We start from the raw sequence: 6,238 nt of genomic DNA, 5'->3' as shown, positions 1-6,238 counted from the left end.
CCCGAAAGGGATGGGACCAGAACACCGCAACGCGCGCGAGTCGGTAAAGTTCGATTCACCACGCGCTGCGGCGGGCGCGGGGGGCGCTCTCGCCCCTCCTGCGGGGGTGGGTCAGCCTTTCGGCCGGGCCGGGCCCGCGGGGGCGGGGCGGGGACTGGCCGTTGCCGTTGGCGCTGACCGCCCCCCCCCCCCCGCGGCGCCATACCCCGGACTCTATGACGCGCGGGGGCGGGGGGCGGGGGCGAAACGCCCTTCGAGACGGCCTTCGGGACCGGGGATGATGACTTCGGGCAATTCGCACCTGCTTTGAAACTGGCCCGCGCGGTGGCGCGCGAAAGGATGTGGGCTATATAGTCGGGACGCCCGCACAAGCAATTCGGAAGCTGTTGACCTGACCCACCGTCTCTATCTGGACCATGCCGCGACCACGCCGATGCTGCCGGCGGCGCGCAACGCCGTGCTCGACGGCATGGCACGCTGGGCCAACCCGTCGTCCCCCCATGCCGAGGGACGTGCGGCACGTGCCGCGCTTGAGGATGCGCGCGCCCGCATCGCCGCCGCTTATGGCTGGAGCCATGAGGTCGTGCTGACCAGCGGCGCCAGCGAATCGCTCTATATCGCGCTGCGCCGCTCGATGGCGCCGCGCCGTCTCATCACCGCGGTCGAGCATGACGCGGTGCTGCGCCATGGCGAGGGCGCAGCGGTGCTGCCGGTAACGCAGGGTGGCATTCTGGACCTCGACGCGCTCCGCGCCGCGCTTGCGCCCGGTATGCTCGTCTGCACGCAATGGGCGAACAGCGAGACCGGCGTGATCCAGCCGATCGCGCGGATCGCGGAAATCGTTCGTGAGGGCGGCGGCAAGCTGCTGGTCGATGCCGCGCAGATGCCTGCGCGTGCTGACATGGATGTGGTCCGTCACGCCGACCTGATCGCCGTGTCCGCGCACAAGCGCGGCGGCCCGCCCGGCATCGGCGCGCTGCTCGTCCGCGATTTTGCGACGCTGCTGCCGATGGGCGGGCAGGAAAAGGGCTATCGCGCCGGCACCGAAAACCTGCCGGGTGCGCTGGGCTTCGTCGCTGCGTTGGAAACGCCGGAGCCGCTCGCGTCGGCAGCTGCTTTGCGTCAGCGCCTCGAAGCCGCGATCCTCGCATCGGGCGGGGAGATCGTCGCCGCCGACCAGCGCCGCAGCCCGCTGATTGGCGCCTATCGCATGCCCGGTGTCTCGTCGGCAGCGCAGCTCATCCGCTATGACCTTGCCGGGATAGCGGTGTCCGCCGGCAGCGCCTGTGCTTCGGGCAGCCTTCGCCCGAGCCATGTGCTGTCCGCGATGGGCTGGGCCGAGCCTGGCTTGCGCGAAATCGTCCGGGTCAGCTTCGGCCGCGACACGACCGGGGACGATATCGACCGCTTCGCCGACCTCTGGCGTGCCACCGCTGCCGAAGCGCGGGCGCGCGCGGCATGATCTATCTGGACTATCAGGCGACCACACCGCTCGCCCCGCAAGCGTATGAGGCGATGCTGCCGTGGTTTAAGGACGACTTTGCCAACCCGCATTCCGCGCATGCCGTGGGGCGCAAGGCGAAGGCGGCGGTCGAGGTCGCCCGCGAGGCGGTTGCCGGCCTCATGCCGGAAAACGGCCAGCTTGCCTTTACCTCCGGCGCCACCGAAGCGCTCAACTGGGCGATCAAGGGCACCACCGGGGGCATCGTCACGCTCGCCACCGAACACGCCGCCGTCCTCGATACCGTCGCCGCCGAGGCACGGCGGGGCCGGCAGGTCACGATCCTGCCCGTGGGCGAAGACGGCCTCGCCGACCTGGCCGTTGCGCGCGCCGCGATCACCCCTGGCACCGGCCTTGTCGCCGTCATGCTGGTGAACAACGAAATAGGGACCATCCAGCCGATCGAACAACTCGCCACGCTGGCGAAGCAGGCCGGCGCGCTGTTCCTGACCGATGCCGTGCAGGGTTATGGCCGCGAAGCAATTCCCGACATCGCCGATCTCGTCGCCATTTCCGCGCACAAGATCCACGGGCCCAAGGGCATCGGCGCGCTGTGGGTCCGCAATGGCGTCACTCTCGAACCGCTGCTCCATGGCGGCGGGCAAGAGCCACTCGGCCGCTCCGGCACGCTCTCGCCCGCATTATGTGCCGGCTTCGGTGCCGCAGCCACGCTCGCCAAGCAGCGCTTCGGTGCCGATCGCGCGCACGTGGCGCAGCTTCATCGGGCCGCCTGGACCGCGCTCGGCCCGGCTGGCTGGAGCCTCAACGGATCGGCGGAGGAACGCTATCCTGGCAATCTCAACCTGCGCTATCCCGGCCTCGACGTTGCCCGCCTGATGTCTGATCTGCGCGACATCGCCTTCTCCGCCGGTTCGGCCTGCGCCAGCGGTTCGGGCCGCCCCAGCCATGTGCTGAAGGCGATCGGCCTCAGCGACGCCGAAGCCCGCTCAAGCATTCGCCTCGGCTTTGGCCGGTACACGAGCGAGGAAGAACTGCTCGCCGCCTGCCGTCGCATTGACGAAGCGGCGCGCATGCAGAAGGTAGCGGCATGATCGCCGTTCGTTTCCTTCATCCCGATGGCGCGCTCGCGCTCCAGACTCATGCAAAGCCCGGCGACCGCCTGCTCGAAGTCGGGCAGGCCGGCGGCATGCCGCTCGAAGGGACGTGTGAGGGCCAGATGGCCTGCTCGACATGCCATGTGATCGTCGAGCCCGCCGATTTCGACCGCTTGCCGCGCGCCAGCGAAGAGGAGGAGGACATGCTCGACCTTGCCGTCGGCGCCACGCGCACCAGCCGCCTCTCGTGCCAGATCGTGCTCGACGACACGCTCGACGGCCTGTCAGTCAGGCTGCCTTCAGAACATCGCGATATGCAGGGGCGATGATGAACCGACGCCAACTCGTCCTCGCCGGCGCCGCCACGGTCGCGCTTCCCGCCTTCGCGCAGCAAAGGGGCGTGCTCGCTCGCCTGCGCGACGAAACGGGCGGTCGCATCGGCCTGGCCGTGTTCGATACCGGGACTGGGCGCCGCTATTTCGATGGGGCGGAGGCGCGCTTCGCCATGTGCTCGACGTTCAAGCTGCCGCTCGCCGCCGCAGTGCTTGAGGCCGCCGATCGCGGCCGCGTCGATCTGAAGCGGGACATCCGCTTCGGTGAGGCCGACCTGCTCGATCACGCGCCGGTGGTGAAGGCCAATCTGGCAAAGGGCGCGCTGCCGATCGCAACGCTTCTCGAAGCGGCCGTGGTGATGAGTGACAACAGTGCCGCCAACCTCGTCTTCGGCCAGATCGGCGGGCCGCGCGGCCTGACCAAATTCTTCCGCGATGCCGGCGATTCGGTCAGCCGCTCCGACCGCGACGAGCCTGAACTCAACAATGTGCGCGATGGCGACCTGCGCGACACCACCACGCCGCAGGCGATGCTGTGGCTGATGAACCGCATCCTGCTCGGCGACGTGCTCTCGCCGGCGTCCCGCGCGAAGCTGATCGGCTGGATGGAGGCTTCGCCCACCGGCAAGGACCGTCTGCGCGCCGGCCTGCCTAAAGCCTGGCGCGTCGGTGACAAGACCGGCACCAGCGGCGACGGTTATTTCAACGACATCGCGATCGCGACTCCGCCCGGCCGCAAGCCGATCCTGATCGCCTGCTATCTCGACGCGCCCGGCATCGACGGCGCGAAGGCGAACGCTGCGCATGCGCAGATGGGCGCGCTGATCGGCACCCTGTTCGCCTGATGTTGTAATTCGCGGCGTCCACGCCTATCTGCGCCGCGGGAGTCGGGCGGACGATGCCGTCGCCAACCCGGTCAGGTCCGGAAGGAAGCAGCCGTAACGATTTTCGTGTCGGGTCGTCCCGGCTCCCACCTTCCCCCCATGACGCAGGACCGATGACCCGCTAGGGTCGCGCACGATGTCCGATTCACCTCTTGGCCTTGATGAACCGCCGCAGCCGCGCGACCCGAATGCTTCCGGGGTCTATCGCGTGCTCGCGCGCAAATACCGGCCGCAGACCTTCGCCCAGCTGATCGGCCAGGACGCGATGGTCCAGACGCTCGGCAATGCCATCCGGCGCGACCGGCTGGCCCACGCCTTTCTCCTCACCGGGGTGCGCGGCGTCGGCAAGACCTCGACCGCGCGGCTGATCGCCAAGGCATTGAACTGCATCGGACCGGGCGGGCAGGGCGGCCCGACGATCGACCCGTGCGGCGTGTGCGAACCGTGCGTCGCCATTGCCGAGGGGCGGCACGTCGATGTGATCGAGATCGACGCCGCGTCGCACAACGGTATCGATGACGTGCGACAGATGACCGATGCGGTCCGCTATGCGGCCGTGTCGGCGCGGTACAAGATGTACATCATCGACGAAGTGCACATGATGACCAAGCCGGCGTTCAACGCCCTGCTCAAGACGCTTGAGGAGCCGCCCGCCCACGTCAAGTTCCTGCTGGCGACCACCGAAGTCGACAAGATCCCGGTCACGGTGCTGTCGCGTTGCCAGCGTTTTGACCTCCGCCGCATCCCCGCCGAAAAACTCGCCGCGCATTTCGGCGATGTCGTAACGAAGGAGGGCGCGCAGGCAGAGCCCGAGGCGCTTGCCATGATCGCCCGCGCGGCGGAGGGAAGCGCTCGCGACGGCCTCTCGATCCTGGACCAGGCGATTGCCCATGCGAGCCTGGAGGGGGGCGCCGTCACGGGCGAGGCGGTGCGCGCGATGCTGGGGCTGTCCGATCGCAACGCGACGCGCAGCCTGTTCGACCGCATCATCGCCGCCGACGCGCCTGCCGCGCTGTCGCTGCTGCGCGACCAATATGATCTGGGCGTCGATCCGCAGGCGATGCTGAAGTCCCTGCTCGAAACGGTTCACCGCGTGACGCTGGCGAAGCTCGGCAACGAAGCGATCCCCGGACAGGCGGCGGAAGAAACCGCGGCGCTTGCCGACTGGGCGGGCAAGCTCGGCTTCCCGGCGCTGCATCGCTTGTGGCAGCTTTTGCTCAAGGGGCATGACGAGGTGGCGAAGGCCGCGTTGCCGATCGAGGCGTGCGAAATGGCACTGCTGCGCGTCATCCATGCCTCGAGCATGCCGGACCCGGGGGAATTGGCGCGCAAGATTGCCGAGGGGCTGCCGATCGGCAGCGCGGCGCCGGCAGCTCCGTCGGCACCCGCCGAACCTGCGGCCCCGCGCGATTTCGCTCAGCTGCTTGAACGGCTGGAAGCCGCGCACGAGCATCACATCGCCGCGCGCGCACGCAACCTCGTCCGCCTGATCTCGTTTAACGAGCCGGTGGTCGAGGTGAGCAGTCACGGCCTGCCCGGCGACTTGCCGCGCGATTTTGAGCAGGCGATCCGCCGCGTCCTCGGCAAGCGCTGGTCCTTGAAGGTCACCGATGCGCCGGGCGAGGCGACGCTGGCCGAGGTCAAGGCGGTCGAGGCAGCCGCCGAGCGCGAGGCGGTGTTGAACTCGCCGGTCGTTGCTGCCGCGTTCGAAGCCTTTCCCGATGCCGAGCTGATCGGCTGGACCAACGAGACCAGGAGGACCGCGTGAAGAGTATCGAAGACATCATGGCGATGGCGCAGAACGTCCAGAACGAACTGACCAAGGCCCAGGGCAATCTCGACAATATCGAGGTGGACGGCGCGTCCGGCGGCGGTCTGGTGAAGGTCAAGGCAAGTGCCAAGGGCCGGATCATCGGCGTCGACATTGACGAGTCGCTCCTCGCGCCGAGCGAGAAGCAGATGCTCGAGGACCTGATCGCCGCGGCGCTGAACGATGCGCGGGCCAAGGCCGATGCGGCGGCGCAGGCCGAAATGGGCAAGCTGTCGGCCGGCATTCCGCTTCCGCCGGGGTTCAAGCTGCCGTTCTGACGATCGCCGAACCTGAACATTTCACAACGGGAACAATCGATTTGGCGGGGGCGTTGAAGCCGCCATCAGTTCCTGTTGGGAGATGCGAGATGGCTGAAGAACGGATTGTCGAGCGCAACGACGGTGTGACGGCAGAGCGCGTGACCGAGCGCAACGCCGGCGGCACCACGACCGTGGTCGAGCGCAGCGGCGGCGGCGGTGGCATGATCCTGGGCATCATTGCCCTGATCCTCGTCGTGGTCGGCGCCTTCTATTTCCTCAACAACAATAGCGAAACGCGCAAGGACGACGCCATCGCCGGCGCCGCGAAGAGCGTCGGCGACACCGCCGAAAAGGCTGGCGACGCGATCGAACAGTCGACCAAGTAAGGAGCGTCAT

Annotated in this window: 7 protein-coding genes, 1 other RNA gene and 1 pseudogene; 8 read left to right on the top strand and 1 reads right to left on the bottom strand. The window is 68.2% G+C overall.

Translation table 11 applies throughout. The annotated features are described in order from the left end of the window. Window positions 1-219: 219 nt before the first annotated feature. Window positions 220-294: pseudogene (locus BFL28_RS21505) on the bottom strand (alpha/beta hydrolase); the annotation flags it as partial. A 97-nt stretch (window positions 295-391) separates the two neighbouring features. Here BFL28_RS21505 and BFL28_RS12580 point away from each other — a divergent pair. The 8 genes from BFL28_RS12580 to BFL28_RS12545 all read left to right on the top strand — a co-directional run bounded on the left by BFL28_RS12580 (window position 392) and on the right by BFL28_RS12545 (window position 6,228). After that, window positions 392-1,462 (top strand): cysteine desulfurase family protein, encoded by a 1,071-nt coding sequence (locus tag BFL28_RS12580; protein WP_119184599.1) that lies wholly within the window; start codon window positions 392-394, stop codon window positions 1,460-1,462. Then, window positions 1,459-2,553 carry a cysteine desulfurase family protein gene (locus BFL28_RS12575; protein ID WP_069320894.1) on the top strand — a complete coding sequence of 365 codons (1,095 nt, stop codon included), beginning with the start codon at window positions 1,459-1,461 and terminating at the stop codon, window positions 2,551-2,553. Before BFL28_RS12580 ends, BFL28_RS12575 begins: the two co-directional genes overlap by 4 nt. Beyond that, the gene (locus tag BFL28_RS12570; RefSeq protein ID WP_069320893.1) at window positions 2,550-2,885 is read left to right on the top strand and encodes a 2Fe-2S iron-sulfur cluster-binding protein; all 336 of its coding nucleotides are present in this window, start codon (window positions 2,550-2,552) and stop codon (window positions 2,883-2,885) included. Before BFL28_RS12575 ends, BFL28_RS12570 begins: the two co-directional genes overlap by 4 nt. Next, window positions 2,885-3,733 (top strand): class A beta-lactamase, encoded by an 849-nt coding sequence (bla, locus tag BFL28_RS12565; RefSeq protein WP_206599112.1) that lies wholly within the window; start codon window positions 2,885-2,887, stop codon window positions 3,731-3,733. Before BFL28_RS12570 ends, bla begins: the two co-directional genes overlap by 1 nt. Window positions 3,734-3,767: 34 nt before the next feature. Next, an RNA gene (gene ffs / locus BFL28_RS12560) (signal recognition particle sRNA small type) lies at window positions 3,768-3,866 on the top strand. Between the two features lie 42 nt (window positions 3,867-3,908). Beyond that, window positions 3,909-5,540 carry a DNA polymerase III subunit gamma/tau gene (locus tag BFL28_RS12555; protein ID WP_069320891.1) on the top strand — a complete coding sequence of 544 codons (1,632 nt, stop codon included), beginning with the start codon at window positions 3,909-3,911 and terminating at the stop codon, window positions 5,538-5,540. After that, complete coding sequence (locus tag BFL28_RS12550) at window positions 5,537-5,860, top strand: YbaB/EbfC family nucleoid-associated protein (RefSeq protein WP_069320890.1); 324 nt, start codon at window positions 5,537-5,539, stop codon at window positions 5,858-5,860. The genes BFL28_RS12555 and BFL28_RS12550 overlap by 4 nt, the downstream gene beginning before the upstream one ends. 89 nt (window positions 5,861-5,949) lie before the next feature. Beyond that, on the top strand, window positions 5,950-6,228 hold the full coding sequence (locus BFL28_RS12545) for a hypothetical protein (protein WP_069320889.1): 279 nt from the start codon (window positions 5,950-5,952) through the stop codon (window positions 6,226-6,228). The last annotated feature ends 10 nt before the right edge of the window (window positions 6,229-6,238 follow it).

It is taken from the genome of Sphingomonas turrisvirgatae, assembly GCF_001721295.1.
Classification (GTDB): Bacteria; Pseudomonadota; Alphaproteobacteria; order Sphingomonadales; family Sphingomonadaceae; genus Sphingomonas; species Sphingomonas turrisvirgatae.
This window is presented reverse-complemented; position numbering and strand designations above follow the sequence as displayed.

Coding starts and splice junctions, on each gene's coding strand:
- BFL28_RS12545 (WP_069320889.1), top strand. CDS start 5,950: ATGGCTGAAGAACGGATTGTCGAGCGCAACGACGGTGTGACGGCAGAG.
- BFL28_RS12555 (WP_069320891.1), top strand. CDS start 3,909: ATGTCCGATTCACCTCTTGGCCTTGATGAACCGCCGCAGCCGCGCGAC.
- BFL28_RS12575 (WP_069320894.1), top strand. CDS start 1,459: ATGATCTATCTGGACTATCAGGCGACCACACCGCTCGCCCCGCAAGCG.
- bla (WP_206599112.1), top strand. CDS start 2,885: ATGAACCGACGCCAACTCGTCCTCGCCGGCGCCGCCACGGTCGCGCTT.
- BFL28_RS12570 (WP_069320893.1), top strand. CDS start 2,550: ATGATCGCCGTTCGTTTCCTTCATCCCGATGGCGCGCTCGCGCTCCAG.